Genomic DNA, 25218 nt, shown 5'->3' with positions numbered 1-25218 from the left:
CTAATTCGAGTTAAGAAATGACCATCGATATATTCACAATCATCAATAAATTCGTATTTTTTTGCAGGCTCTTGTTGATTAACAGACGCGGTTTCATTTGCAATATTAGAGATAACGGGGGTGGTTTTTGATATATAATTCATTTTATTAAACCTAGTTATTTAGAGTTTTGAAATTGACACCCTATAAGGGCGCCAGGCGCTCAAAACACGGTAACTAGTCCGTTGCTACACTTTTCCCATAAAGGTATTTTATGGTGTAGCTACACCCGACAAAACCATTATATGCTAATCACAGCACAAAAGACAGTCGATATTTTAAAGAAATGGGAGAAACCTTATCGTAGTTTACCCGCTAGTTATTAAGTGTTTCTATCACTTGATTATTTATATAACAAAATACGTATTTATTGTCAAACAATATTTTATCTTTTTTGTATTTTTTTAAATACGTTGTGTATTGATAATATCTTATGCTTATTAATTGCTTCTTTTATATTTATGTGATTTTAAAGCTATATTACGGGCTTTGTGAAACGATTGCGTATTTTCTGAATCTATACATTTATAATATTTAGAAACGCTCTCATAATGCGTATTTTAAACTTTATAACCTATCAATTTTGTCACTAAATGGCTTTTAAGATTTCTGTTAATTTCTTTTAATAACACATTTTAGACTTAACAGCCTTTATAGGGACTGTCTTTATAAACAAATGCTTTCATTTGCATATGAGTATTCAAGTTTACTGTTTTTACGCATTCTCTATAGCTGTTATGTTCTTTATAGCCATGGCATCATTTTTCATTTTCATAAGAGAAACGATAAATAGGATAATTGTGATTTATTGCTNTAGGGACTGTCTTTATAAACAAATGCTTTCATTTGCATATGAGTATTCAAGTTTACTGTTTTTACGCATTCTCTATAGCTGTTATGTTCTTTATAGCCATGGCATCATTTTTCATTTTCATAAGAGAAACGATAAATAGGATAATTGTGATTTATTGCTTGTTATGAAAACATCTCAATAGAAACTGATCATTATAGAGATGAGCAAAATCCCTTTTAATAAACTTTTGTCAGTCTTGTCAGTTCTTTTTAGAACTTATATCATTTTTTTTAAATGAGAGAAAATTAAAATCATTATATTTCAATATGTTAAGTTTTATCGATTTTTCAAAATACAACTTATTAAAACAGCCATAACAAATAAATACAACTGTAAATATATATTTGTCAGTTTGTGTCAGTACATTGAATCGACAAAAGTGATCATTTAGTGAATGATTAAAATGTGCTTTATGAAAAGCATATGATCCTTTAAGCCTTTCAAAAGAAAGGGATTATAATCATAATAAATGCTATCAAGACCATTATGGTTGTGAGTTTTGGAGGTTTAGGGGTTTTTGGGAGTTTTGGAGGTGCTTTTTACGCCCCCCCTTTACATATTTTTCAATAAAAAATAAAAGTCATTATATTTCAATATATTATTTTTTATCAATTTTTCAAAAAACAACCTATATCAATAATACAACCTATAAATTCAACTAATGGTGTATGTTTTGTAAGGGTTTTGGGGGTTTTAGAAACATTCAAAACCTATAAGTAATATAAGAAAATGAATATACATAGCTCTCTTTAAATAAAGCTATCATTTTAGATTACGGTATAATCTTTTAAAGGCAATGTAAAAGAAGCCTATTCACTTTAAGATGGGATTTCTTTTTAGAATAACGCATATAAACACTCCTTTTAGAGATTGTATGTAAGCAATGTATAAAGGGGGTATAGGAACCTATAGCTATAAGACCTTATACCACTTATGCGTTTATCATACCCATTATGTGAGCATGCTTTATAAGTTATTCAGTTTCTCTTAATACCAAATTTGGTAAGTTTTTTACGATTTTCATTGTCTCTAAACTTACGGTAATAACCCTCTGAAATAACTCTAGAGGGTAGGCAGGGTTGCCAACGGTTTCAACAGCATAGCGATTGGCATCATTAACAATGCCACTCTTTTTATCAGTCTTTACACATTGACGCCCCATAACCCATTCAAGAGCGGGTTTACCATTGACGATATACTCATAAGCTTCAAGAGGGATATCTGTTATTGTGATATTGCTATTGTAAATAACTGTTGATTTATCCTTTTCGGATTTTCCTTTCTCTTTAGCTGCTTTTGCGAATTTCATTTCAGTTACATAATAAAACTTTTCGGGATTAGAGATCTCTGTCTGTTTTGGATTACCCTTTTTAAAGGTCACTGGATAAGGCTCTACATCTTCATAATTTACGTGCAAATGACCGAGTTCACGTCCTGCTGTTACAAACTTCCAAAAATCATCGGCACTCTTTACACAAGGAATACGAGGCAATTCTTTGCATAAATTATGTGCATAACGTGTACGATAATCTTTTGAATGGAAAATCCCATAAACGTAATAGAATAAATCATCTTTCGTGATTTTTTCATTAGGATAAGCCGCTTTAAAATGTGCTAATCCTTCATCCGTAATGGTATAACGATAAAGCCATTGAGCACCCCCATCTTTACGCTTATGAAGTAACAAGCCGGCACCATCATTATATTTGCCAGCCCCCAATGTTGCGACAGCCCTTGCATTAAGACGATTCATAAGAGGCATTTTTACTCCTTTCTTTCCTCATTTGTACCCACACACCAGCCCCGCTTTTGACGTGCAAGCAAGTGGTTTTGATTGATTCAAGATAAACAGATTTGAAATGAGAGAATCCTACGTTATTCGGGGGTCTAATTCAATATGAACAGAGCTAGATTATCATTATAAATCAATACTTTGCCTTGTTGATACTTACGTTTATGAAGATAATCACAGCAAAGCAAAGCTTTTGCATACAGATCCTCTTGTTATTGAGAATCTTGAGGATGATTGTAGCCATGGCATGCCTACACGCTATGCTTATTTTGAACAAAAGCTTATCTTGTATCCAACACCAGAGCGAGTTTATTCTATCAGGCTTATTCTTGACTCTATAAGAATAAAAGATAAAGAACGAGTGGATTAAACCTCTTAACTATCTGTAGTCATTCATATTGAATTTGATAAGATGGGAAATACGCGTCTGTAGGGGGGCTCTTACTATAACATAGTTAAAATAGTTATTTTTAGAGGTTTTTCTTTATAAGAGGCGAGGGGTAAATGATTTATGCGCACTTGCTTTAGAAAAACTATTTGGCTGGATTTTGCGCTCTATAGCAACACCAGCGTGCAATTTTTCGTATTCCACCATCTTCATTACGTCGTACAGCATAACAATAACGCTGATCAGGAAATATATTTCGTTGCATATCGCGTACAATATGAGCAGTATGTCCATAAGGTGCTACACAATCAATAAACCATACGTATTTTCCATTCTGCCAATTGACATCGGGTAAAAATTCTCCCTTTTTAAGCATAGATTGATGATTTTTCTCATCTAAAAAAGCCCAAGTGATAAAGGCACAAAATTCTCCACGTTCATTTTTATAGAGTTTATATTGCCCAGTCTGTAAGGCGGGTCCTATGTTGCGTTCGATATCCCAAATTCGCCAGCGGCGGTATAAGGGAGATGTAAGCATTAAAACCATCATAGCTCCTAACGCTGTAAGAGGGTCTATGAATGATGATGAAGGATTTTCATGCACACACATTAATCTTTATCTTTCCTTTAGAGATTGTTCTAAAATTTTGGTGATAGGTTCAAAGAAATAAGAAATGAGACGTCGTTTTGAGGTAATGACATCCGTTGTCACAGTCATGCCAGGGATAAATTTAAGATATTTGTTATTCAAAGTGATATGATCTTGGTCAATTTTGATTAAAACAGCGTAGACACCATTAATTTCTTTATTATAGCGCGCTGTAGCGCCTACATTAACGACGGTACCGTGGATAACACCGAAACGTTCAGGTGGAAAGGCAGAAAACTTGATGTAAGCACGTTGGCCCTTTTCTAAAAAACCAATATCTCGATTATCAAAAAACGCTTCAACAATGAGACCGCCCGCATCAGGGACAATACGCATGAGCGTTTTACCAGCTTCTACAAAGCCGCCCAAAGTATGGATACTTAAATCATCGATACGTCCATCAACAGGTGCATAAAGTGATAAGTGGTCAAGATGGTATTGAGTGCTATCAAGCTTTGCTTTTAATCCTTGAAGATTCAGTTCTGTTTCACGCGAAAGTTGCCGATAGCGGGCAATTTCATCGGAAATGAGACTTTTCCGTTGTTGGCGTAGGGTGTTTATTTCGGCGGCATTTTCTTCCAAACGCCTTTGATTGGTTAAAATTTCATGCTCGACATTTTTAAAGTCATGTAAACGCTCTAAATAAACGGCTTGGCTAATGACTTTTGTTTCCATCAGGCTTTTTGCAGCTTTTAATTTTCCTTGGCTTAATTGACGATCATCTTCCAACCTATCTAATTGCGCATGTTGTGTTGCACCGCTGCGCTCGACGCGGTCCGCTTGTGCTTTTAGCGCTCTTAATTTATCTTGGAGAGATTGAAGGGTAGCGCTAATGAGTTTTTCCCCTTCTATTCTTGCAGTTTTATTGCCAGAAGGAGGAGCTGGCAGATAGGCAAGCCCTTTGGTTACAAAATCTTTATCCAAAGGATCACTTTCATGCAAAGCTGTTAAAATAGCTGTTGCGATTTGTGCTTGAAGGGTTTGTTGCGCGATATCTGCTTGAACACGTGCGCACTCATTGAGGGCTTCACGGGGATCTAATTGAATAAGGAGATCGCCTTGATGAACAAATTGCCCTTCTTTTACAAGAATCTTCTCAATGCGTCCTGTATTTTGCGCTTGGACCAGCTGAACGTAAGCGGTGGGAATAACACTTCCTTGCCCCCGTGCAACAATCTCTGTTTTTGCGATAAAGCTGCCGATCACAATAAAGAGAAATAAGGTGACCAAAACAGCAACCACCATATGAAGCGTTGGTGACAAAGGGCGCAAATAGGGAGCTTTATCTGCCATTTTTTGCCTCCAAATCAGTAAAGTTTAAGACGGTTGCATGCTGAGGAAAGAGGTCACTTTTGTGGGTAATAACAAGAACAATACGATCTTGTGAAAGTTTATATAAATGCTCAACAATTTGTGCACTGACAGTGTCATCCAATGCGGAAGTAGGTTCATCCAAAATAAGAAGGCTTGGATTTATCAGAAAGAAACAAGCCAAAGCCAAGCGTTGGCGCTGACCACCTGATAAAAAACCACCTTGCTCTCCTACTTGAGTATTGAGTCCTAAAGGCAACTGAGCAATCAAATCATGGCAAGCACTAACATATAGTGCAGCGTCGATTTCATCTTTAGTGGCATCTGGTTTAGCAAGAAGCATATTCTCAAGAATGGTTCCGGAAAAAAGGCAAGGATTTTGGGGAAAATACGCGATTGTGTCACGCACGCTACGGACATCAAAATTCTGTAAAGGTTGGGCGTTAATCAATATCTTTCCGCTTGTTGGGGGGTAGAGTCCACAAAGGAGCTTCGCCAAGGTTGTTTTTCCGCACCCTGAAGGACCAAGTAACATAATTGGTTGCCCAGGTTGTAAACAGACATCAAGATGATTGATAATGGATTTATCTCCATAAGAAAAACAGAGATCGTTGGCTTCAAGATGAGGAGGAGCGCTGAGTTGAAGAGGCGGCTTTTCTTCTTCCCATTCTGAAGGGGAGTTAAGAATATCGCCCAAACGAAGACGAGAGATTTTCAAATGCTGCCATTCTTCCCATAGGGATGCAAGGCTTAAGATAGGACCAGAAACATTTCCAGCGAGGAGATGAAAGGCAATAAGTTGCCCTAGCGTAATCTGGTTTTGAAGAACTGCCTGAGCACCAAAAAAGATAATAAAAATAGTGAAAAGATCACCAAAAATATGGCTCATGGCTCCATTGAGAAGATGCAATTTACTGGTTGTAAGGCTTTGATCTAAACTACGAGCTAAAGTTTCTTGCATGCGTATTGTATGAGCAGATTCTTTTACGTGTGCTTTAATGGCTTCAAGATTGGTAAAACTTTCAATAAGGCGCGATTTATGGACAGCTTGCAGAGTGAAAGCACGGCGTAATTGGCGGCGCAAGAAGGGACCGACCAACGCTAAAGACCCCATTTGTAAAGGTAAAATGATAAGGACAATGAAGGTAAGTTTCGGACTAATGGAAAAGAGTGCAACAATATAAATAATGGCAAACAGAACATTTAGCACAGTTGTGGCGATGGTTCCTGTTAAAAAACCGCGAATTGTATCAACTTCTCCAATACGTGAAAACAATTCTCCTACTTGCCAACGGCGTAAAGTGGGCAAGGAGAGACTTAAAAGATGGGTGTAAATGCGCCGTCCAAATTCTAGTGTAAGCCGATTGGCTAAATAAGCACCTAAGTAGCCTGATAGAGTGCTAAGAGCTGTGCTAAACAGCATGATAGCAACCATCAAGACAACGATAGCATAGAGACTTTCAATACGCTGAAAAGGGAGAATACGGTCGATAATCGCTTGAAAAATAAAAGGATTCACCAAGCCCAGCAAACGCAAAACAACAGCAACGCAACTGAGTTCGATGACATAATAGATATATTTCTTTGTTGTTCTTGTAAACCAAGAGAATGATACTGGTTTTTCTTGTGAATGACTCATTTGAATTTATGATTTTATTTAATAGAAAGAGCGATTGATGTCGCATATTTAAACAGTATTGTAAATAGTATTATATTTATACAAAATATACATTTTGTGTGAATATAATATAAACATAATGTATTTATTATTTATACAGTATTTTTATTGTTATTTATACAAATTATATTTGACATTTGCTAAAATGAACAATAATGAAATTCCCACTGTATCGTTGTGATACAGTTATTTTTAATAATAAAAGGAGGATTTAAATGGGTAGTTCAAGCTCATCAAATGATTCAAGTAGTAACTCACATCCAAAAAGTTGGCTTTTTCCAGAAGATGATTATAGTACAGACGCTTATGCCCAAGCAGCAGGTACAGGTGGCATTGTAGGAGCAATATTAGGAGGTGGTGCTGGTGCAGCTGGAGGTTCTATTGCTGGACCAGGAGGTGCAGTTGCTGGCTTACTCGGTGGAGCAGTAAGCGGCGGAATAGGAGGAGCTGGTGATTCAAGTAGTAACTCACATCCAAAAAGTTGGCTTTTTCCAGAAGAAGATGATTGTAGTGCAGGCGCTCATGCCCAAGCAGCAGGTGCAGGCGGCATCGTAGGAGAAATAATAGGAAGTGTTGCTGGTGCAGTCGGAGGTCTTTTTTCTGGACCGGGAGGTGTCGGTTCTGGCTTTGTCAGTGGAGCAGTAGGAGGCGGGCTAGCCGGAGCTGGTGATGCCTTGGCAGATAAATACAATCAATGCCATTCGGCACCAAGTTGTGAAACAAGCGATTATGTTGAAGCAGCTGCCATACACGGCGGTATAGGAGCAGCAGCTGGTTTAGTAACTGGTGCAGGTGTAGTAGTAAGCGGATTAGGAGGAGCTGCTAACGGTTTGATAAATAAGTACAATGAATGCCATCCGAATCCAAATCCAAGTTGTGAAACAAGCGATTATGTTGAAGCAGCTGTTATAAAGGGAGGCGTAGGAGCATTAATTGGTGTATTAAGGGGGCCAAGTGGAATAGCCGCAGGCGGATTAGGAGGAGTTGCTACAGGTTTAATAGATAAGTACAATGAATGCCATCCGTAAAGTGGAAGAACACTGTTTCTAATTTATTTAGAAAATAACAATAAAGATATTTCTGAGATCAGTGATATTATAAACATACTTTAAAGCTATGGCTAAACTGATTTCAGGGATATTTTTGTATATGATAATAGATATTTTATTTTGGATTTTTTTGTTATGAATACTTTTACTAGCTCCTTAATGGCAACGTTTATATACGAATTTTTAATGATTCTTTATAATATGCTTAAAGGTGGGAATTGGAGTATAAAAATGGAAATATTAGCAACAATTAGGTTTTTTATACTATATTATGCTGCAAATTTATTAATTGAATATACGGGAATTTTAAAATAATATAGAATTACGTTATTATCAGCATTTTATTATTTATCATAATTTATACATTTTACAAATTATATTTGATTTTTTTGCTAAATAGCATGCATCATCAGATGATTAAAGTAGTAACTCACATCCCAAAAGTTGGCTTTTTCCAGAATAAGATGGTTGTAGCGCAGGCTCTTATGCTCAAACAGTAGGCACAGGCGGTCTCGTGGGAGCCTTATTAGGAGGGGGGGCTGGGTGCAGTAGCTGGTCTACCTAGAGTAGTAGGAGGCGGATTATTAGGAGCTGCTACAGGTTTAATAGATAAGTACAATGAATGCCATCCGTAAAGTGGAAGAACACTGTTTCTAATTTATTTAGAAAATAACAATAAAGATATTTCTGAGATCAGTGATATTATAAACATACTTTAAAGCTATGGCTAAACTGATTTCAGGAATATTTTTGTTTAAGACAATAGATATTTTATTTTGGATTTTTTTGTTATGAATAATTTTACTGGCGCCTTATTGGTAACGTTTATATATGGATTTTCAATTTTTTTTTACAATAGATCTAAAGGTAAGAACTGGAGTATAAAAAGAAAAATATTATCAACAATTACGTTTTTTATATTATATTATTTTGGAATTTTATTAGTTAAATATATAGGAATTTTAAAATAATATAGAATTACGTTATTATCATTATTTTATTATTTATTATGAGTTATATATTTTTACAAATTATATTTGATTTTTTGCTAAATAGCATGCTTATCAAATGATTAAAGTAGTAACTCACATCCAAACAGTTGGCTTTTCCAGAAGAAGATGATTGTAGCGCAGGCTCTTATGCTCAACAGTAGGCACAGACGGTCTCGTGGGAGCCGTATTAGGAGGAGGGGCTGGTGTGCAGTAGCTGGTCTACCTAGAGCAGTAGGAGGCGGATTAGGAGGAACTGCTAACGGTTTGATAGATAAGTACAATCAATGCTATCCATAAAGTGGAAGAACACTGTTTCTAATTTATTTAGAAAATAATGATAAAGATATTTCTGAGATCAGTAATACCGTAAACACACTTTAAAGCTATGGTAATTGATTTCAGGGATATTTTTGTTTAAGACAATAGATATTTAATTTGGATTTTTTTGTTATGAATAATTTTACTGGCGCCTTATTGGTAACGTTTATATATGGATTTTCAATTTTTTTTACAATAGATCTAAAGGTAAGAACTGGAGTATAAAAAGGAAAATATTATCAACAATTATGTTTTTTATATTATATTATTTTGGAATTTTATTAGTTAAATATATGGGAATTTTATAAAGATTGTTTATATATAAAATTATATTTAATTAAGTTAAGTTTATTATTTGAATTATACTCTATTGCTCTCTCTCTTAAATCATTCATAAAGTAGATGAAATTTCAGTCTGGATTTTTTGTTATGCATACTTTTACTAGCTCCTTAATGACAGCAATTGGATTTGGACTTTGCATGTTTTTTTACAATAGATTTAAAGGTAAGAACTGGAGTATAAAAAGGACAATATTAACAACAATTAGGTTTTTTATATTATATTATGCTGCAAATTTATTAATTGAATATATGGGAATTTTAAAATAATATAAAATCAAGTTGTTATATTATTTTAAAAATATAATTATAAGGTGTTATTTGTAGAGTTATTTATAAAAAATAAGTTATTATTTTTATATAATATTAAACTTTAAAAAATATTTACTGATTACAGTTAGACAGAGACTTTAATATTATTATCAATATTTCTGTTTTTTATTTCCTATTTTTTTAATCTTTTTCATTATTTCAAGCATGGGTTGTTTTGAGATTATTATCTTTTGTATAAGGATTATCAATTTATAGTTTTTGAAAAGTGATTGTTTGCTTATGTATCATGATTTATTGAAAAATAGGCAACTTTTATGAAATAAAATGCCTTATTTCTCTTAGATTGTTATTCATCGTCTTGTGAGAGAGGAAGTGAGGCGATTTCTGTATCAAGGGCATCCATAAAATCGATAATAAAAGCAGCATTCGTTCCCAAATCTCTTAGCAAATAACGAGAAGCAGAACGCATATCAACAAAAGTTGTATCCCCTTCATTGGTTAAGCGTATCACAATGTCTGAAATAAAACCAAGGTAAAAAGTTTTTGCCATTGTTTCAATATAAAGCGCATTTTCTTCACCTTTAAACTCTCGTTGAGCCACAACAGGCCAATCATAGGCTGCTAAAACATTAAGAACGGATTCGCGAATACGGTCAGGTGAGCCATCATAACGGCGCCCCGATATTTCTGGCCATTGTGACATCTGTATTGCTGCTTGTTCAGTCAAAACACTTTTGAGTGGTAAAGCATCGCTGGGACGTATTGTGCGAAAAAAAGCCGGTGGTCTTTGTGTATCGGTAGAAACGTCGTAAAGAGCCGGTAAGGTAAACCAAAGTCCAAAAAAGAGCATCAATGGTGTGGCTGTTATCAACGAATAAATGATCCCTTTTAAAGCTTTCATTCCCCCTAGAGCACCATAGACCCACAAACTATGAAGTGCTTTAATAGCCAGAAAAAGAGAAATAATTACACAGCCAGTAGAGATTCCGATCAAAATTATGAAGTCAGTTACGTTAATGACGGAAAAACGTTGTAAAATGACTGAAAATAATAAAATAAAGAACGACAATCCACCAAATCGAGGGGACCATACTGCTGCTCTTGAAACGAACCGAACATATCTCTTCTTCATGAAGTTTTTCCCCTCGATTGTAAACTATAAGCCAAGTTTTTTCAGAGTGCTATCTTACAAAAAGCTTCTGCTCATAAACCAAAAATAAAGCACTTATTTTTGAGGTCAAGGATGCATAATGTCTTATAAGTTTCCAGTGGTTATTTTAGCACTTCATTGAAGGTAATCAGTATTTCTTCTATAGTTTATCATGTTATTGATGCGAATTTTATGGGAATGTTTGTAAATAAAAAGAAATAAACTCAAATAACAAGTTCTACGGTTGTTAGCAGCATATATTTTTAGAACTTTACTCTTGATTTTTCTCTTCTAATGGCGGGGAGTTTTTTCTGTCAGATAATGCGTATCAAATAGGATATGATGATGTGCAATAGAGATTTCATTCTATCTCAATAAAAAATTTAGGGATCTACAATCAGATAAATCTGAATTCGAATATTTGATTAATAGAGAAAAAAGATAACCATTTTGATAGGCTTCATGTATTTTATAGAAAGGAAGGTGTTGTACAAATGAGAGTTTAGTCCGTTTTTATTCATAAAATATGCGGCAGGTTGCAGATGAAAGAAAAGCTTCACTTTCTTTTTTTGCAAGGGAAGAAGGGACAAAAATACGTAAAATAACAAACCCTTCATTCAAATTTTTAGCAACCAAAACTGAATTGGCATTTTTTTTAGGTTTTGATTTTTTGAGTTCTATGATTTGTATTGGTTTTCCAATAATAAGATCGAGTGTCGCATCAGGGGCGGTTCGGTCATTAAGGCTATAGAAAATAATTCCGTTGTGTGTGTAGGCTGCTAGTGACCAAAATTGTCGTGTTTTCAAAGCTTTTAAATGAACAGGTCCATTTTCAAGATTAAATCTGCAGGCTTTAAGAAGAAAGAGTGGATCAGCAGATTGTTGAATAGGATTATCGGGAGTAAAAGCAACAAATTGATAAGGGGCTCCGGATTTTTTAAGTGTTGTCCATATATTATCTTGTGCCCAATAGGGGATCAGAAAGAGAACGCAAATATGAACAATAATAGCGCCAATGATTGCAAGAAGTGCGATATAAATAAATCTAGTCACAATTTATTTGTCCTGATGGGATTTGTTCTATTGATGGCATTGTGAGCTTTTGTAATGCCGTTGCAGAGATGATTGAGGTATCATATAAAGTAAGAATAAGCCCGAATTCTTTTTGACTAACTGTTGCAAGCCAATTGCCTGTTTGCGGTGTGGGTGAAATATTAATGCGCAATGAGCCATCATGCTCATAGATAATATTGTCAGTGTGGAGTTCAAAAGGTATTTCTTTGGATGAAGTATAGGGTTTTAGGGATTTGTCAGCTGTATAAAGGGTAAAAAGACGGGTTTCAGGGATGGTGCCTTTGAGCAAATAATGACAGTGATGATGAAGTGGACGCCCTTGGTTATCTTGCCAAATCTGGAATTGAATACCTTCAGTTCGTCCGAGTGAAACAATGCCTTGTTTAGCGGTGCGGGCGCGGGTATAAGGATCCATATTGGCTGTTCCCATTTGTGGATAAGCACTCCATTTTCCAATTCTAAAGAGTCCAAAATAAGGAAAGGAATTGAGCACATAATCGACACTCAGTGTTCCACATAAAATGGAAAAAGCGAAGATAAAAAAGAAAATGGTGATATTAAAAAACATCAGTGAATATCTTGAATTCAAAATGTTGAATCTCCAGTTGTTTTCATTTTCAAAGAAATTGCAGATGTTTTTTTCAGATCTTTGTTAATCAATCGCACGATATTTAATGTTTCAGGAGAAAGCGTAGAGGGTATTGGAGGAGGAACTTCAGAATCTGCATGGGAAGAAAGTACTGGGGGCTGATAAGGAAGGAGAGAATCTTTAACACCATAGAGCTGTTTGAGCATGATATTTTGATGTGCAGCAAGCATGATGCTATGCCATATCATGGCAGGAACGCCCCCCCCAAAAGCACGATTCATCGGTGAAAAGTTATCATTTCCCATCCATACCGCTCCTGTATAATTGCCTGTAAAGCCAACAAACCAAGCATCACGATAAGATTGTGATGTTCCAGTTTTCCCAGCGACGAGAGTCATGGGTAGAGCAGCACGCTTACCAGATCCTCGTGTCGTGACACCCACCATCATTTGGTTCATATAAGCTGTTGATTGTTCACTCAGAACTCGGTGTAGTTTTTTTCCGTTATGTTCGAAATCCCACACGACACGACCATCAATTGTTTTGATTTGCGTAAACCCATGACGATTACCAGCTATCCCGCCATTCGCAAAGACATTAAAGCCAGTTGCTTGATCCATGGGGGTCATGTTGGAAGTGCCCAGAACCATCGTTTTGTGTGATAAAATATGCGCATTAATCCCCATATTCTTGATGAGATCTATGATAGGTTGGGTATCGCGGTGAAGATATTGATAGGTGAGATACACAGGGACTGTATTAATAGAAAAAGCTAAAGCTGTTGCTAAATCAATTTTTCCCAAATAACGACCAGAATTATTTTTTGGTGTCCAACCTCCCCAATTGATAGGAGCATCTAAAACGATTGTCGAGGGAGACAGTCCGTGTTCCAGTGCGGTTGCGTAAACATAAGGTTTGAATGAAGAACCAGTTTGCCGTCCGCCTTGTGTTGCTCTGTTAAATTGGCTCTTTTTATAATCTTGTCCTCCAACAATTGCGCATACGGCACCGTTATTATCGAGTATAACGGTGGCAGCTTGGGTTACGCGATATTGTTGACCATATTGATGTAAATGATATGCGATTGATTCTTCTGCTGCTTTTTGAATATTCGGATCAAGGGTCGTTTGAATAATTAAACTATGGCTTGGAAGTTGATTACGCATTTTTTTGACTTCCTCGAATGCCCAATCAAGAAAATAATCTGGCTGATTATTTTCTCTTTGGGGAAGTGCCTTAGCAGGGTGGCGATGCGCATTGATAATTTGGCTCTTCGTCATAAAGCCACTATTAACAAGATTAGAAAGGACGATATTGGCACGTGTTTGAGCTGCAAAGAGATGACTATGAGGAGCATATTTTGTTGGAGCTTTAAAGAGTCCTGCTAACATAGCAGATTCACTTAAAGAGACATGACGTATGTTTTTTCCAAAATAAAATTTTGCCGCTGCGGCAATACCAAAATTGTTTCCTCCCATATAGGCTCGGTCAAGGTAAAGTTGTAAAATCTGCTTTTTGCTAAAATTTGCTTCTAGCCAAAGAGCAAGATAAGCTTCTTTGATTTTACGTGTTATGGTTCTTTCGTTTGTTAAAAATAAATTTTTAGCCAATTGTTGTGTGAGAGTTGAACCACCTTGCACCACACCTTTAGCTTGCATATTTTGTGAAATTGCCCGTGTAAGTCCTTGAAAATCAATACCCCAATGATCAAAAAAACGACGGTCTTCTGTAGCGAGAACCGCTTTAATGACAGTGTCAGGCATTTCTTCAACGGGGACAGAGATTGCCGGCAGTGCACCACGGTGCCCAATGGAATTTCCATAGCGATCTAGAAAAAGAATGGAAAAGTTTTTAGGAGAAGACCAATCTGTTTTGGTCAGTTCAAAAACAGAAATGCCCAAAATAGTGAAAAGAGTAAATCCCATCAACCCTAATGTCAGTATTTCATCGAGAACTTCAACGATAAAACGTTTCCATCCTTGAAGATGAAAATTTTGTGAGACGATTTTTGCCTTTTTCCAGAAAAAACTGTTAGCAGAACGAATGTGATAAAGCGCTGTGTCTAATCGTGCGTCTAATTCAATGAGAGCAGGACTATGAAATGGCTTACGGTGCTGCCCTTTCTTTTTTTTAAAAAAATCAAACATTTAAAGAGAGCCTATGGCAAAGCAATACAACCAAACAAATCTACAATAATTATATGGAGTAGAAGTATTTTTTTTCTATAGTTCTAACAGAGAAAGAATTTGTTTTAGAATTATTCATTTTTTGTAAGATAGTATATTAATATTTTATTATTTTATTGAATAAATTTTATTCTCATTATTAAAAATATTTTTTTGATTTTTTAAAAATTTGGAGTAATGTTAATATGTTCTTCTGTAAGATAGAGGATAGATTGTTTTCATTTGTGATTTTTTAATCGACCAAAAAAAACCATTATTTCTTTTATCCTTTATCAAGGAAGAGAAGAGATGGGTTATTGAAATATTTATGATGAAAAAAAAATTCTTGTTCGTAATAATAGCAGCTTTTTTAGGAGCAGATTCTGTTCTAGCTTCTGGGTGTGCTGAAGTAGGTAAGAAGGCTGCCGCACAAGAGAGCGGGGTTCTCGTCCGTTCAAAACCGGTTGTTCAGGATGGAAAGAACATGTGTGCAATTGTGGTTGTTGTACCAGCCCGTAATGGTGAAAAGTTACGTCGTGTTGAATTTTTTGTTCCTGCTGATTAGTTTTTGGCAGATGGTGTTGTGATGCGTATCTTAATCGTTGAAGATGATCGGAATCTTCACCATCAATTAGCAGAAGCTGTAAGACGTGCAGGATATGTTTCCGATAGTGCTTTCGATGGTGAAGAGGCTTATTTTTTAGGGAGCACAGAGTCTTACGACGCGGTGATACTTGATATAGGTTTACCGCAGATTGATGGTATTAGTGTTGTTGAAAAGTGGCGTCAAGAAGGGCTCTCCATGCCTGTTTTAATGCTAACGGCGCGAGACCGTTGGTCTGATAAGGTGCAAGGTATTGATGCTGGAGCTGACGATTATGTTGTGAAGCCATTTCATTTGGAGGAAGTGATGGCGCGCTTGCGAGCATTAATTCGTCGCACTACGGGACATGCGACAAGTGCATTATGTTGCGGAAATGTTTTGTTGGATACAAAGACGTCTCGTGTTTTTGTAGATGGTCAATTGATTAAACTAACATCTTATGAATTCAGACTGCTTTCGTATCTCATGCATCATTGTGACAGGGTCATTTCAAGAACAGAGCTTACAGAACATCTTTATGATCAGGATTTTGATAAGGACTCGAATACGGTGGAAGTCTTTGTAGGTCGGTTACGGAAAAAGCTTGGAGTGGATTTGATTGAAACTATTCGAGGAATGGGGTATCGCGTGAGAATGCTAGGTGATTAATGAATGTTTTTGAAGAGAATAATTGGTGTAGGAGGTTCTTTTTTGTAATTACTCGATCTCTCAGTTTACGTGTTATGATCTTATCAACATTATGGGTTGTTATTTCTCTTTTATCGATTTCTGCAGTAAGTATTTTATTTTATAAGCGTTCAACTGAACAAAGCCTAGAGCGTATCCTTTCTGCTCAACTCTACAGTCTTATTGCAACAGTGACGGTGTCATCGGAAGGTACTTTGATAGGAGGGGCTGGGATTGATGATATTCGTTATTCTGATCCAACAACAGGATGGTATTGGGAAGTTGTTGCGATATCCCATAATTTAAAAGGAAGATTGACATCTCCCTCATTGGGAACAGGCGAGATATTTACACCAAGTGATGTTGATATACCTTTTGACAATAAATTCTTTCGCTCTTATCGGATAACGGGGAACAATGGTCAAAAGCTACAAGTGATTGAGAGTGATGTTGTTCTTGATAATAAAAATCATATTGCACGTTTTCGGCTTGTTGGGAATATCGATGAAGCTCATGCCCAGGTAAAGGAATTTAAGCGAACTTTGCAAATTTTTCTTTGGAGTTTCGGTATCGGGAGTGTTCTTATTAATATTGCTATTATTTTCTTTAGTTTTCAACCGTTGAAGCTTATTCGATGTGCATTGAATGATATTCGCGAAGGAAGAGTTCATTATGTGAATACGGATTTAGTAAGCGAAGTGATGCCGCTTGTACAAGAGATGAATGCTCTCATTAATAATAATCAGCGTATTATCGAGCGATTTCGCACACAGGTTGGTAATCTCGCGCATTCATTGAAGACGCCTCTATCCGTGATTATGAATGAGACAGATAAGATGCGCGGAGAAAAGGCTAGTTTGTTGAGAGAGCAAACGCAAATAATGCAAGCTCAAATCAATCATTATCTTCAGCGTGCGCGGATTGCAGCACAATGCGATAGTGTTGTCTATCATACGTCTGTTCGCAGTGTGCTTGAACGCTTGGTGCGGGTTATGAAAAAGCTTAATCCTGAAAAACAAATTCAATTTATTATGGATGTTGATGATATTGTTTTTTCTGGAGAGAAGGAAGATTTAGAAGAAATTATAGGGAATTTGATTGAAAATGCTACTCAGTGGTCTCGCGCAAAGGTTTTGATCTCTTGTTGTTTAGAAGAAAATGCTGAAGAAACAGAATATTTTAGTATCTTTGTAGAAGATGATGGTCCTGGTTTAACAGAAGACAAAATTGATGAAGCATTAAAAAGAGGGCGGCGGTTTAATGAAAGTAAACTAGGGTCAGGCTTAGGGTTAGCAATTGTTTCAGATATGGTCAGTGAATATGGTGGCAATCTCTTTTTATCACGTTCTGATTTGGGTGGGTTGTATGCAAAAGTTTTATTACCTAAGATGGGAGAATAACATATTTTCTCCTTAAGCAAGAAATGTCTATAAAGTTTGTAAAGCAGTATTTTCAGATAATACATCAAAGAGTAGGGAAACATTGTTTTTAGTTTCTTTGTTTAATTGATATATATAATAGATTTTATAATATTCTCCATGAAAAAATGAATTTTTATTAATTCACATCACTTTTCTCATGAAGAGGATAAAATGTAAGCGAGTTATTCTCTGTTCGTATTGGAAAAAAACGATATGCTCTTATTGATTTTTGCAGCATTTTTTCTGATTTTTCTGGCAAGTGTTCTTTTTCTTTCACTACGTTTTGACGATGAGATAAAAAAAGAATGGAAAGTTCAAACCGTGGGTGGTTATAGAAGCCATAAGCGTATGATTGAGTTTAACAAGCTTTATATGCATTATAAAAAAAGAAATATTCTTAAGGCTTTAAGTATCTTGTTTGTTCTCCTTATGACATGGAATATTTATGGGCTGACAGGCAATCCAGAAGTGAAAAGTTATTTTTTTAGCGAATTAATGGATAAGGATCCTCAAACTCTTAGTAAGCAAGAAAAGCTTATTCGTTTACAAGTGCTTTTTTTCCGTGCACCTCATGATGGCAAGCTAGCAGATGCGTTAGCGGTAGGGTATCTCGAAGAAAGCCTTTTTCAAGAAGCAGTGAATACTTATTTAGATGCACTTCGTTTGAATGGAGAAACAGCTCCAAGGCTTGTAGGATACGGTTTAGCATTGGTTGGTTATGAAGGGGGAGTGATAACGCAAGAAGCGCAAAATGCTTTTCAAAAAGCAGCAGATTTAGCGCCAACAGATTTTTATCCACGTTTATTGTTAGCCGATGCATTGCATCAAGCAGGAAAAACTGCACAGGCAGTGCAATTTTTACAAAGCTTTCTTGATACAATGCCTGAAAATTTTTCAGGACAATCACGTGTTAAAAAAATGATGATTCAGTTACGTGATTTATCGAGTAAGCATACAAAGAAAAGAAATCTTGCACCTATGTAGAAGATGTGCAAAGCTCTTAAAAAATAAAATATTGATACTTAATTATAACGTATTTAAAATTTTTTCGCAGAGTGTCTATGAACAGTCAATCTTTAAAGAATTCTGCCTCATGGAAGGTTATTTTAGAGCAGCGAAAAAAAAAGCGCTTACTGATCATATTATTATGTTGTTTGGTTATGACAATTGCAGCAAGTCTCATAGTGTATGCAATGCGTCATGCGGTCAGTTTTTTTAGAATGCCCTCTGAAATTACAAGAGAAGATATTTTAACGGAGCGCCCTTTGCGTTTGGGTGGCTTTGTTGAAAAGGGAACTGTTCAATATGTTGGAGAGAGAGGCGTTGTTTTTTTTGTAACGGATAACAAAAAACATGAAAAAGTAGTTTTCAATGGTGCCTTACCGGATCTTTTTCGTGAAGGTCAGGGGGTGATCGTAGAAGGGCATTTCGATAAACAGGGCTTTTTTATAGGGATGCGTATTTTAGCAAAACATGATGAAACTTATATGCCTAAAGAAACAGCTGATCGTTTGAAAAAACATTACATTATGGAGAAATAATTCGATTGTGCTTGTCGAACTGGGTCATATTTTTTTAGCTGCAGCATTTTCAGTAAGCTTATTAGGGGCATTTTTACCTGCTTTAGGTTTTTGGTGGAGAGAGCGTTTGTTAATGCAAACAGTTGTTCCTCTAACATATATCACTTTTACATTACTGCTTTTATCTTTTTTAGTGATAATTTATGCTTATGTCGTATCTGATTTTTCTGTTTTGAACGTTGTTGAGAATTCTCATTCAGAAAAACCGATGCTCTATAAAATTACAGGTGTTTGGGGCAACCACGAAGGCTCTATGTTGTTATGGGTTTTAAGTCTTGCTTTTTTTAGCGCATTGATGGCTTTTTTTAGCCAACATTTGCCAGAAGATTTTAAGACGCTTGTTTTAATTTGCCAAAGTTGGATTACAACTGCTTTTCTTTTATTTATTCTTTTTGTATCCAATCCATTTTTACGCGTGAATCCACCAGCATTGCAGGGAAATGGTCTCAATCCTCTTTTACAAGATATCGCATTAGCAATTCATCCACCGCTACTTTATTTAGGTTATGTCGGTTTTTCACTTTGTTTTTCTTTTGCCGTTGCGGCATTGATTATGGGACAGGTTGATAGAATTTGGGCGCGTGGGATTCGTCCGTGGCTTTTACTTGCTTGGTGTTTTTTGACATTGGGTATTATGGTTGGCTCTTATTGGGCTTATTATGAGCTAGGATGGGGGGGGTATTGGTTTTGGGATCCTGTTGAAAATGTTTCGTTTATGCCGTGGCTTTCAGGAACGGCTCTTTTACATTCTGCTCTTGTTCTCGAAAAACGAGAAATATTGAAAAGTTGGACTCTGTTTTTAGCGCTGCTTACTTTTTCCCTTTCTCTGATGGGAACTTTTCTTGTGCGTTCTGGGCTTTTAGTTTCTGTTCATAGTTTTGCTGTTGATCCAGCACGCGGGCAAGCAATTCTTGCTCTTTTATTTTTTTTTACGGGAGCTGCTTTTCTTCTTTTTGCTTTGCGTACCCCTATTTTAAAAACAGAAAGATTTTTTCAACCAATTTCACGTGAAGGGTTTATTGTTTTAAATAACTTGTTACTGACAACAATAACAGCAACAGTATTGATTGGTACGCTTTATCCTTATTTTATTGAGATATTAACAGGGCAAAAAATTTCTGTAGGGGCTGCTTTTTTTAATCTTACCTGTGGACCGCTAATGGTTTTGCTGTTGTTGTTTGTTCCATTTGGGACAATGATGGCATGGAAACGCGGTGATTTTCTTGCAGTTTTTGAACGCTTGTGGTTTGTTTTTGTATTGGTTGGTATCGTCTGTTTTATAATATTCTATGCGACATCTGTGCGTGATATTTTTGCAGTTTTAGGGATTGGGCTTTCAGCGTTTGTTTTTTTAGGCAGTTTAGCGGATCTATGGGGAAAGAGTGGATATGGCAAGAGAGCTTTTTCAGTACGCGTTAAGAGATTTCTTGGATTGCCATGGTCTACTTTTGGTGCAGCAATAGCACATATGGGATTAGGCGTTACATTATTTGGTATTGTTTGCGTAGCAAGTTTTGGGCAAGAACGTATTTTAATCATGAACGTAGGGGATAGGGTGACGATAGCGGATAAAACGCTTCATTTTGATGCAGTGTATGATGGTGTTGGTTCGAATTATTCGACAATGGAGTTTTATTTTAAAATATATGAAAATAAAAACATTGTAGGTCATGTAACAGCCTCAAAGCGATTTTATTCAAGCCAAAATACATCAATAACAGAAGTTGGTCTTAAAAATCATGGCTTATCACAGCTATATATTGTACCGGGACATATTGATAATCGGGGTCTCGTTGTGCACGTATGGTGGAAGCCTTATGTAATATGTATTTGGTTAGGGGCATTCATGATGGCTATGGGGGGATGTCTTTCTCTTTTGGGGTATTGGTTTCGCATTGGCATGTACAATAGGGTAGTGCTTGCTTTAAATTTTTGGAAAAGACATTGAGATGAAAAAAATTCTTTGGATTGTATTTTTTTTAATTGCAACGTTTCCTTTTCGATTAGCAATAGCAGTAGAGCCGGATGAGATTTTAAAGAATAAGATTCTTGAAGCGCGAGCACGCCATATTTCATCGCATTTACGTTGTCCTGTTTGTCAAAATCAATCAATTGATGATTCAGATTCTGCTTTAGCACGTGATTTACGGCTTTTAATTCGGGAAAGGCTAAAAATGGGCTATAGTAATCAGCAAGTCACTGACTTTCTTGTTGAGCGATATGGTGAATTTATTCTCTTGAAACCACCATTGAATAAGATAACTTGGTTTTTATGGTTCTCGCCTTTGATCATTATTATCATTGGCGTAAGTATCATATTTTTCCACTTCAAACGAAATAATCATGAGTTATGTGAATGAAAAAGAACAGTCAAAAATGTCATTGCATTAAAAAAAATGTTACATAAAAGAAAAAAATCAGATCATCTGCAATGAGCAGACAATCTTATTGTAATTATATTAGGGAATACTGAAACCTTACAAAACTTTAATAATTTAGACAGAAAACGGTAAGGTCTGGTATTTTATAAGTGATCGGAATTGAAATAAAGGTATGATTGAATAGGAGCATAGAATAAATGGTTAAAAAGGCTTTCTTTAAAACATTTGTCGCAGTGAGTTTTTCTGCGATATTGGAAAGTGCACTGTTTTTTAGTGGATGTACATCAAGCTTGTGGATGACAAAGGCTCATGCAAGTTCTGTATTTACTTCGTTAATGCAACAACAGGGATTTGCCGATATTGTTGCTCAAGTGAAACCAGCCGTTGTAGCAGTACAAGTAAAGAGCAATAAAAAGAAAGAAGATAGGTTCTTTAGCAACTTTTTTAGTGGTCCAGGACTTGATCAATTACCAGATCAGCATCCTTTAAAAAGATTTTTTAAAGAGTTTTATGATTTTGATAAACCTAAAAATAAATTTTCGCACCAATCGCAGAGACTCCGTCCTGTTGCTTTTGGATCGGGTTTTTTTATTTCGTCTGATGGTTACATTGTGACCAATGATCATGTGATTTCTGACGGAACAAGTTATACTGTTGTTCTTGATGATGGTACAGAATTGAACGCAAAGCTCATTGGGAAAGACCCCAAAACCGACCTTGCCGTATTAAAAGTGAATGATAAAAGAAAATTTTCTTATGTTGATTTTGGTGATGATTCAAAGCTTCGTGTTGGGGATTGGGTTGTTGCCATTGGGAATCCATTTGGTCTTGGTGGAACTGTGACAGCAGGTATTGTTTCTGCACGTGGACGTGATATTGGCACTGGTGTGTACGATGATTTTATTCAGATTGATGCTGCTGTTAATAGAGGAAACTCTGGTGGTCCAACGTTTGATCTTAATGGAAAGGTTGTTGGGGTTAATACAGCAATTTTTTCTCCTTCTGGAGGAAATGTTGGGATTGCTTTTGCTATTCCAGCAGCGACTGTAAAACAGGTTGTACAACAACTTATTGAAAAAGGTTCAGTTCAACGTGGTTGGTTAGGTGTTCAGATTCAGCCGGTAACAAAGGAGATTTCCGATTCAATAGGATTGAAAGAAGCCAAAGGTGCTTTGGTTACTGATCCGTTAAAAGGACCGGCAGAAAAGGCTGGTATTAAAGCGGGTGATGTAATTATTTCAGTGAATAATGAAAAAGTTGCTGATGCGCGTGAGCTGGCGAAACGTATTGCAAATATTAAACCAGGAGAAATGGTAACCATAGGGATTTGGAGATCAGGTAAGGAGGAGAGTATAAAGGTTAAACTCGCTTCAATGTCTGAAGATGAAAGTAAGAAAGAGACTTCAAAATATTCAAATGGACAGAGTGATTTAGATGAAACATTGGAAGATTATGGTTTGATTGTTATGCCTTCTGATGATGGTGTAGGGGTTGTCGTAACGGATGTCGATACCGATTCAGATGCTGCAGATAAAGGGATACGCCCTGGTGATATCATTGTGACAGTAAATAATAAACCAGTTAAACGAGTCTCTGATATTATTAACACAATCAAAAATGCTCAGCAGTTAGGACGAAAGGCTATACTCTTACAAGTGCGAACAAATGATCAAAATCGTTTTGTTGCTCTTCCAATTTTCAAAAAATAAAGCTTTAGTTGTAGGACAAATATTTATTAAACATTTGTCCTACAACATAATAAAATAATGGAGATACGTTTTATGAAGATACTCGTTATTGAAGATGATCATGAGACGGGGCATTATCTCGAAAAAGCATTTTTGGAAGTAGGGCATTCTGTTGATGTTGCTTATGATGGAGATACGGGATACGCTTTAGCAACCACGGAAAATTATGACGTTATGGTTGTTGACCGAATGCTTTTGCATCGTGATGGTCTTTCTATTATTGCTGAATTGCGCGCTAAAGGCAATGAAACACCGGTTCTTATTCTGTCTGCTTTAGGGCAAGTTAATGATCGTGTAACGGGGCTGCGTGCAGGGGGAGATGATTATTTGACAAAGCCTTATGCTTTTTCTGAACTTCTTGCGCGTGTTGAAGTTTTACAACGGCGGAAAAATCCTAAAGAAGCAGAAACTGTTTACTGTGTAGGTAATCTTGAGCTTGATCGGTTAGCACATACGGTAAAACGAGGTGATAGAAACATTCTATTGCAACCACGAGAGTTTCGTTTACTTGAATATTTGATGCGTTATGCGGGGCAGGTTGTTACACGCACTATGCTTTTGGAAAACGTTTGGAATTACCATTTTGATCCACAAACGAATGTCATTGATGTCCATATCTCTCGTTTGAGAGCCAAAATTGAAAAAGATTTTGATGTTCCCCTTCTCCATACAGTGCGTGGAGCTGGATATATGCTGAAAGTACCAGATAACAAAGCATGAATCGTTTGATTAATATAATGCGCACGACGGCGCTAAGGCTTTCAGCACTTTACATTTTATTGTTTGGATTGGTGGCAACAGGACTTTCTATTTATATGACGGCATTTTCTGCTTCATTGTTAACAGAGCAAACTGAACAGGCTTTACATGAAGAATTAAAGTATATTGAAAATGCTTATAATTATGGGGGATTATCCTTATTAATGCGCACTATTGATTATCGTTCAAGACAACCAGGAGCATTTCTTTATCTTGTTACAGATTCTATGGGGCGTATTTTAGCAGGAAATGTAGCACGTATTGAATTAGGTCTTTTGAATCAGAGTGGTTTTATTTCTACCTCTTTTTTGTATTCCCGTTTTGGAGAACATGGCAAAACAAGTGAACATCGCGCTTTGGCGGTTATTGTTGATTTACCTAATGCTATGAAGATTCTTATAGGACGTGATTTGGATGAGCCAGAACGTTTTGCTGTTGTTATTCGCAAAGCTGTGATCATTGCACTTGCTGCAATGGTTGGAGGCGCTTTACTCATATGGTTTTTTGTTGGCAGGAGAGCTTTACAAAGGATTGATCATGTAACGGCTGCATCACAGCGCTTGATGGATGGTGATTTCAGTGGGCGTTTACCTGTTTCTGGAGTAGGGGATGAGTTTGATCGATTGTCAACCAATCTTAATGTTATGTTAGACCGCATTGAAGAGTTAAATATTGGTTTACGTCAAGTATCAGATAATATTGCTCATGATCTGAAAACGCCGTTAACGCGTCTTAGAAATCGCGCTGAAGAAGCGCTTTCAGGAAATAAGACAAAGCTTGAATATCGTCAGGTCCTTGATAGGGTTATTGCAGAATCAGATCAACTTATTTGTACGTTCAATGCGATTTTAATGATTTCACGTATTGAGGCCAGCAGTGCAATTGAACATCTTGAAATGATGAATATGAAACTGATTATTGAGGATGCTGTTGAGCTTTACGAACCTTTTGCTGAAGAGTCAGGTGTTTTACTTCAGTTGGGAGATATATTTGATAAAGAGCTAAAATTGAATCGTGAGCTTGTTGCACAATCAATTTTTAATCTTATAGATAATGCAATTAAATATGCGCCTAAAGGTGGAAGGCAAGCGAAGGTTTGCTTATCAATGGAATATCGTGATGAACATTTATTAGTTGTTGTGAGCGATAATGGACCAGGAATAGCAGAGGATAAACGTGAAAAAGTGACAGAACGATTTGTTCGTCTTGAAGAAAGCCGCACACAACCTGGGTTTGGGATTGGTTTAAGTATAGCAAAAGCGGTTATGAAGCTTCACGGGGGTGAATTGTTACTTGAAAATGCAAATCCAGGGCTTAGGGCTGTTTTGTTATTTCCTTAAAGATATTTTTCTTCACTTTCATACGTAACAACTATTTTAAAAGTATAAAGCAATAGAAAG

The 25218-nt window shown here is 36.3% G+C and carries 20 protein-coding genes and 1 pseudogene; 13 read left to right on the top strand and 8 right to left on the bottom strand.

Translation table 11 applies throughout. The annotated features are described in order from the left end of the window. Positions 1-1865: 1865 nt before the first annotated feature. A pseudogene (locus ACFIMC_RS05780) lies at positions 1866-2534 on the bottom strand (type ISP restriction/modification enzyme); the annotation flags it as partial. A gap of 343 nt (positions 2535-2877) precedes the next feature. On the opposite strand from ACFIMC_RS05780, the gene ACFIMC_RS05775 reads away from it, so the two are divergent. Beyond that, entirely contained in the window at positions 2878-3054 is a 177-nt protein-coding gene (locus tag ACFIMC_RS05775; protein ID WP_375668232.1) for a hypothetical protein, read from the top strand. Positions 3055-3217: 163 nt separating this feature from the next. Here the strand turns inward: ACFIMC_RS05775 and ACFIMC_RS05770 are convergent, their stop codons facing one another. Genes ACFIMC_RS05770 through ACFIMC_RS05760 form a run of 3 tightly spaced genes read right to left on the bottom strand, consistent with a single transcriptional unit; the run spans position 3218 to position 6671 of the window. Beyond that, positions 3218-3682 (bottom strand): toxin-activating lysine-acyltransferase, encoded by a 465-nt coding sequence (locus ACFIMC_RS05770; RefSeq protein ID WP_375634273.1) that lies wholly within the window; start codon positions 3680-3682, stop codon positions 3218-3220. 6 nt (positions 3683-3688) lie between these two features. Then, the gene (locus ACFIMC_RS05765; protein ID WP_375668231.1) at positions 3689-5014 is read right to left on the bottom strand and encodes an HlyD family type I secretion periplasmic adaptor subunit; all 1326 of its coding nucleotides are present in this window, start codon (positions 5012-5014) and stop codon (positions 3689-3691) included. Further along, positions 5004-6671, bottom strand: a complete 1668-nt coding sequence (locus ACFIMC_RS05760) for a peptidase domain-containing ABC transporter (RefSeq protein WP_375680893.1) — start codon at positions 6669-6671, stop codon at positions 5004-5006. The genes ACFIMC_RS05765 and ACFIMC_RS05760 overlap by 11 nt, the downstream gene beginning before the upstream one ends. A gap of 254 nt (positions 6672-6925) precedes the next feature. Here ACFIMC_RS05760 and ACFIMC_RS05755 point away from each other — a divergent pair, with 254 nt between their 5' ends. Both ACFIMC_RS05755 and ACFIMC_RS05750 read left to right on the top strand, forming a co-directional pair. Next, positions 6926-7738 (top strand): hypothetical protein, encoded by an 813-nt coding sequence (locus ACFIMC_RS05755; protein WP_375671845.1) that lies wholly within the window; start codon positions 6926-6928, stop codon positions 7736-7738. Positions 7739-8877: 1139 nt separating this feature from the next. After that, on the top strand, positions 8878-9048 hold the full coding sequence (locus tag ACFIMC_RS05750) for a hypothetical protein (protein WP_375671844.1): 171 nt from the start codon (positions 8878-8880) through the stop codon (positions 9046-9048). Between the two features lie 979 nt (positions 9049-10027). Here ACFIMC_RS05750 and ACFIMC_RS05745 read toward each other — a convergent pair. From ACFIMC_RS05745 to ACFIMC_RS05730, 4 genes are all read right to left on the bottom strand, one after another. Continuing rightward, the gene (locus ACFIMC_RS05745) at positions 10028-10813 is read right to left on the bottom strand and encodes a DUF1499 domain-containing protein (RefSeq protein WP_375620675.1); all 786 of its coding nucleotides are present in this window, start codon (positions 10811-10813) and stop codon (positions 10028-10030) included. Between the two features lie 531 nt (positions 10814-11344). Beyond that, complete coding sequence (locus ACFIMC_RS05740; protein WP_375680892.1) at positions 11345-11884, bottom strand: hypothetical protein; 540 nt, start codon at positions 11882-11884, stop codon at positions 11345-11347. After that, positions 11877-12473, bottom strand: a complete 597-nt coding sequence (locus ACFIMC_RS05735; protein ID WP_375680891.1) for a DUF1214 domain-containing protein — start codon at positions 12471-12473, stop codon at positions 11877-11879. Before ACFIMC_RS05735 ends, ACFIMC_RS05740 begins: the two co-directional genes overlap by 8 nt. Before the next feature lie 17 nt (positions 12474-12490). Next, on the bottom strand, positions 12491-14641 hold the full coding sequence (locus ACFIMC_RS05730) for a transglycosylase domain-containing protein (protein ID WP_375680890.1): 2151 nt from the start codon (positions 14639-14641) through the stop codon (positions 12491-12493). A 346-nt stretch (positions 14642-14987) separates the two neighbouring features. Here ACFIMC_RS05730 and ACFIMC_RS05725 point away from each other — a divergent pair, with 346 nt between their 5' ends. From ACFIMC_RS05725 to ACFIMC_RS05680, 10 genes are all read left to right on the top strand, one after another. Beyond that, on the top strand, positions 14988-15224 hold the full coding sequence (locus ACFIMC_RS05725) for a hypothetical protein (protein ID WP_375611157.1): 237 nt from the start codon (positions 14988-14990) through the stop codon (positions 15222-15224). A gap of 21 nt (positions 15225-15245) precedes the next feature. After that, positions 15246-15911 (top strand): response regulator transcription factor, encoded by a 666-nt coding sequence (locus ACFIMC_RS05720; RefSeq protein WP_375612999.1) that lies wholly within the window; start codon positions 15246-15248, stop codon positions 15909-15911. Continuing rightward, on the top strand, positions 15911-17329 hold the full coding sequence (locus ACFIMC_RS05715) for an ATP-binding protein (protein WP_375612998.1): 1419 nt from the start codon (positions 15911-15913) through the stop codon (positions 17327-17329). The genes ACFIMC_RS05720 and ACFIMC_RS05715 overlap by 1 nt, the downstream gene beginning before the upstream one ends. A 234-nt stretch (positions 17330-17563) precedes the next feature. Beyond that, a complete protein-coding gene (locus tag ACFIMC_RS05710; RefSeq protein ID WP_375640259.1) occupies positions 17564-18334 on the top strand; it encodes a tetratricopeptide repeat protein in 771 nt (256 codons plus the stop codon). 77 nt (positions 18335-18411) lie between these two features. After that, the gene (gene ccmE / locus ACFIMC_RS05705) at positions 18412-18891 is read left to right on the top strand and encodes a cytochrome c maturation protein CcmE (RefSeq protein WP_375611160.1); all 480 of its coding nucleotides are present in this window, start codon (positions 18412-18414) and stop codon (positions 18889-18891) included. A gap of 7 nt (positions 18892-18898) precedes the next feature. Next, complete coding sequence (locus tag ACFIMC_RS05700) at positions 18899-20878, top strand: heme lyase CcmF/NrfE family subunit (RefSeq protein WP_375640254.1); 1980 nt, start codon at positions 18899-18901, stop codon at positions 20876-20878. A gap of 1 nt (position 20879) precedes the next feature. Continuing rightward, the gene (locus ACFIMC_RS05695; RefSeq protein ID WP_375628209.1) at positions 20880-21290 is read left to right on the top strand and encodes a cytochrome c-type biogenesis protein CcmH; all 411 of its coding nucleotides are present in this window, start codon (positions 20880-20882) and stop codon (positions 21288-21290) included. A 218-nt stretch (positions 21291-21508) separates the two neighbouring features. Beyond that, positions 21509-23020, top strand: a complete 1512-nt coding sequence (locus ACFIMC_RS05690) for a Do family serine endopeptidase (protein ID WP_375671842.1) — start codon at positions 21509-21511, stop codon at positions 23018-23020. 72 nt (positions 23021-23092) lie between these two features. Then, complete coding sequence (locus ACFIMC_RS05685) at positions 23093-23779, top strand: response regulator transcription factor (RefSeq protein ID WP_273791552.1); 687 nt, start codon at positions 23093-23095, stop codon at positions 23777-23779. Continuing rightward, positions 23776-25158 carry an ATP-binding protein gene (locus tag ACFIMC_RS05680; RefSeq protein WP_375610111.1) on the top strand — a complete coding sequence of 461 codons (1383 nt, stop codon included), beginning with the start codon at positions 23776-23778 and terminating at the stop codon, positions 25156-25158. Before ACFIMC_RS05685 ends, ACFIMC_RS05680 begins: the two co-directional genes overlap by 4 nt. The last annotated feature ends 60 nt before the right edge of the window (positions 25159-25218 follow it).

The sequence above is a fragment of the Bartonella sp. AP21QHHD genome (genome assembly GCF_042196205.1).
Classification (GTDB): Bacteria; Pseudomonadota; Alphaproteobacteria; order Rhizobiales; family Rhizobiaceae; genus Bartonella.
The sequence above is the reverse complement of the archived record's forward strand: the minus strand, read 5'-3'. Positions and strand labels throughout refer to the sequence as shown.

Bases quoted from the DNA above. Each gene is read 5' to 3' on its own strand.
- ACFIMC_RS05745 (WP_375620675.1), bottom strand. From the start codon at position 10,813: ATGAAGAAGAGATATGTTCGGTTCGTTTCAAGAGCAGCAGTATGGTCC.
- ACFIMC_RS05760 (WP_375680893.1), bottom strand. From the start codon at position 6,671: ATGAGTCATTCACAAGAAAAACCAGTATCATTCTCTTGGTTTACAAGA.
- ACFIMC_RS05715 (WP_375612998.1), top strand. From the start codon at position 15,911: ATGAATGTTTTTGAAGAGAATAATTGGTGTAGGAGGTTCTTTTTTGTA.
- ACFIMC_RS05730 (WP_375680890.1), bottom strand. From the start codon at position 14,641: ATGTTTGATTTTTTTAAAAAAAAGAAAGGGCAGCACCGTAAGCCATTT.
- ACFIMC_RS05770 (WP_375634273.1), bottom strand. From the start codon at position 3,682: ATGTGTGTGCATGAAAATCCTTCATCATCATTCATAGACCCTCTTACA.
- ACFIMC_RS05725 (WP_375611157.1), top strand. From the start codon at position 14,988: ATGATGAAAAAAAAATTCTTGTTCGTAATAATAGCAGCTTTTTTAGGA.
- ACFIMC_RS05695 (WP_375628209.1), top strand. From the start codon at position 20,880: ATGAAAAAAATTCTTTGGATTGTATTTTTTTTAATTGCAACGTTTCCT.
- ccmE (WP_375611160.1), top strand. From the start codon at position 18,412: ATGAACAGTCAATCTTTAAAGAATTCTGCCTCATGGAAGGTTATTTTA.
- ACFIMC_RS05720 (WP_375612999.1), top strand. From the start codon at position 15,246: ATGCGTATCTTAATCGTTGAAGATGATCGGAATCTTCACCATCAATTA.
- ACFIMC_RS05735 (WP_375680891.1), bottom strand. From the start codon at position 12,473: ATGTTTTTTAATATCACCATTTTCTTTTTTATCTTCGCTTTTTCCATT.
- ACFIMC_RS05685 (WP_273791552.1), top strand. From the start codon at position 23,093: ATGAAGATACTCGTTATTGAAGATGATCATGAGACGGGGCATTATCTC.
- ACFIMC_RS05690 (WP_375671842.1), top strand. From the start codon at position 21,509: ATGGTTAAAAAGGCTTTCTTTAAAACATTTGTCGCAGTGAGTTTTTCT.
- ACFIMC_RS05750 (WP_375671844.1), top strand. From the start codon at position 8,878: ATGATTGTAGCGCAGGCTCTTATGCTCAACAGTAGGCACAGACGGTCT.
- ACFIMC_RS05680 (WP_375610111.1), top strand. From the start codon at position 23,776: ATGAATCGTTTGATTAATATAATGCGCACGACGGCGCTAAGGCTTTCA.
- ACFIMC_RS05765 (WP_375668231.1), bottom strand. From the start codon at position 5,014: ATGGCAGATAAAGCTCCCTATTTGCGCCCTTTGTCACCAACGCTTCAT.
- ACFIMC_RS05755 (WP_375671845.1), top strand. From the start codon at position 6,926: ATGGGTAGTTCAAGCTCATCAAATGATTCAAGTAGTAACTCACATCCA.
- ACFIMC_RS05710 (WP_375640259.1), top strand. From the start codon at position 17,564: ATGCTCTTATTGATTTTTGCAGCATTTTTTCTGATTTTTCTGGCAAGT.